At 45.7% G+C, this 2,548-nt stretch carries 2 protein-coding genes; one reads left to right on the top strand and one right to left on the bottom strand.

All coding sequences use genetic code 11. From position 1 onward, the window contains the following. Positions 1 to 143: 143 nt before the first annotated feature. A complete protein-coding gene (locus tag QZL66_RS03620) occupies positions 144 to 1,019 on the bottom strand; it encodes a helix-turn-helix domain-containing protein (RefSeq protein WP_022410395.1) in 876 nt (291 codons plus the stop codon). Positions 1,020 to 1,149: 130 nt separating this feature from the next. On the opposite strand from QZL66_RS03620, the gene QZL66_RS03615 reads away from it, so the two are divergent. Beyond that, on the top strand, positions 1,150 to 2,548 hold a 1,399-nt coding region (locus tag QZL66_RS03615), incomplete at its 3' end, for a TIM-barrel domain-containing protein (RefSeq protein ID WP_293601821.1).

Genomic DNA, 2,548 nt, shown 5'->3' with positions numbered 1-2,548 from the left:
GAAAATCCACATATATTTCTTGTGAAGACAGGTTCTGAAACGAAAACGGCGGATTTTCTATTCTTTTCGTAACTTGATATAAAAAGCAGTGACATCTTTTCAGATGTCAGCCGTTTTTGGATTCTGGAGTGGTATAATAGCTTTCATTTCGTCTGAAAATCCTGCGATTTTTTTCGGTATTCTGTTGGAGAACAGCCGGTGATCTTTCGAAACTGCCGATTGAAGTTGGAGATATTCCGAAATCCGCAGTCAAAAGCAATATCCAGAACATTCTGCTTGGTGTTTATCAAAAGACGGCACGCACGGTTAATGCGAAAATGCGAGATGTATTCCACCGCACTGAATCCTACGTGCTTTTGGAATTGATTCATAAAATAGCTTTCACTTAGATGTACTACTGTGGCAAGCTGCCGTATGGTAATAGCTTCTTGAAAATGCTCTGCAATGTATTCCAGTGCGGGACGGATAATTTCTCCCGGCTCCTGAAAATCGGTGTCGATTTCTGCCTCTGTTTCCAGAAGCCAAAAAAAGCGTGTCAGTTCACTTCGCATGAGCATGTCTAAGCGAGGGGTATCGCCTTTGGCGCATGCAAAGATGTTTTCCATCATCATTTCCAATTCTATATAATAGGGATGCTTTGGCGTGAGATAGGTTTGCACCTGCATGCTGCCATTGACCAATGGTCGAATGCACTCACTGATATAGCGTCCGGATTCTGTACTGCCAAAAATTTCGTGGCTAAAGACAAGCGTGTCATAAACCTGATGTGTATTGGGACATGCGTAAACCGAGTGCATGACATTGGGCTGGATTACAATAATATCTCCTGCGGAAGATATCATTTTTTCTTCCCCGCAGGTAAATTCAGCATGGCCCTCCCGCACAAAATTGATTTCAAATTCATTGTGCCAGTGCATGGGCGCACAGGTGAACTGATCTGGAATCATGCATTGATAGTAGCTGAATGGCTTTCCTTGGGATGTGTGAATGCGATTTTCTCTGGAATTTTTTGGATTCATCTCATTTTCCTCCGAAAGAATAGGATTGTATCAGAATGTCGTAGAATATCAATAGATTTTAATGCTGTTTTATCGTATTATATCATATAGAAGGACAAAACGCAATAGACCTTTGAAAGGATGTGCAGTTATGATTCAAAAATATGTATTTGGAACCCCTTTCCCCACTGATGCAGTTGTCATGAATATGGAGCCGGCAAAGGATTCGCTGCCGTTTTTCACTGTGGATGAGCAGGGCAGATTTACCTATGCACTCGCAGAAGATGACATTGTATACGGTCTGGGCGAACAGATTCGAGGCATCAACAAAAGAGGCTGGCAGTATGTCAGCTGGAACTATGACAATCCCAATCATCATGAGGACGCACGTTCGCTGTACGGTGCACACAATTTTATTCTCATCCGCGGTGCAGTTACATTTGGTGCATTTTTCGACTATGCCGGAAAGATGACATTTGACATTGGCTATACCAACCGCAGCCAGATGACCATTCAGGCGGCAAAGAATGACCTTGTGGTATACATCATCACCGGTGAAACAGAAAAGGATATTGTCAAGCAGTTCCGGCAGATCATCGGCAGAAGCTACATTCCCCCGCTCTGGGCATTCGGTTATGGTCAGAGCCGCTGGGGCTATAAGACAGAGCAGGACATTCGCACGGTTGCAGAAAAGTACAAGGCTGCTGGTATTCCGATTGACAGCATCTATCTGGATATCGACTACATGGAGCGGTATAAAGACTTTACTGTGGACACAGAGCGTTTTCCGAATCTGAAGAAGTTTTCAGAGGAAATGCAGGCACAGGGCATTCATCTGGTTCCCATTATTGACGCTGGTGTCAAGATTGAAAAAGACTACGATGTCTACGAAGAAGGCGTTGAGAAGAACTACTTCTGCAAGAACGCAGAGGGCGGCGATTTTGTCGGCGCAGTATGGCCGGGACGTGTTCATTTTCCGGATTTCCTCCAACCGGAGGCAAGAGCGTGGTTCGGTAAAAAGTATTCTGTGCTGACAGAACAGGGCATTGATGGGTTCTGGAACGACATGAACGAACCGGCAATTTTCTACACCGAGGACAGACTGGCAGATACCTGTGCAGAGATTGAAAAGCTTACTTCCGGAAACATGGGAATCAATGAGTATTTTGCATTTACTGGTATGGTTGCCGGACTGAACGGCAACATCGGAGATTACGATAAGTTCTACCACAATGTGGACGGCAAGATGGTAAAGCACAGCGAGGTGCACAACCTCTACGGTATGAACATGACACGTTCTGCTTTTGAGGCACTGCAGAAAATCTCTCCTGACAAGCGCACGCTGTTCTTCTCCCGGTCGTCTTACATTGGCGCACATCGGTACGGCGGTATCTGGCAGGGTGACAACAAGTCCTGGTGGTCGCATATTCTCCAGTCGATGCAACAGCTGCCGGCGCTGAATATGGCAGGCTTCCTCTTTACCGGCTGCGATACCGGCGGATTTGGCTGCGATACTACAGAAGATCTGGTGCTTCGCTGGCTCCAGTACT

The organism is Ruminococcus sp. CAG:330, from assembly GCF_000437175.1.
In the GTDB taxonomy this organism is placed as follows: domain Bacteria; phylum Bacillota; class Clostridia; order Oscillospirales; family Ruminococcaceae; genus Ruminococcus_C.
The sequence above is the reverse complement of the archived record's forward strand: the minus strand, read 5'-3'. Positions and strand labels throughout refer to the sequence as shown.

What these genes read in the sequence shown, in the direction of transcription:
- QZL66_RS03620 (WP_022410395.1), bottom strand. Translation starts at nt 1,019, where the DNA reads ATGAATCCAAAAAATTCCAGAGAAAATCGCATTCACACATCCCAAGGA.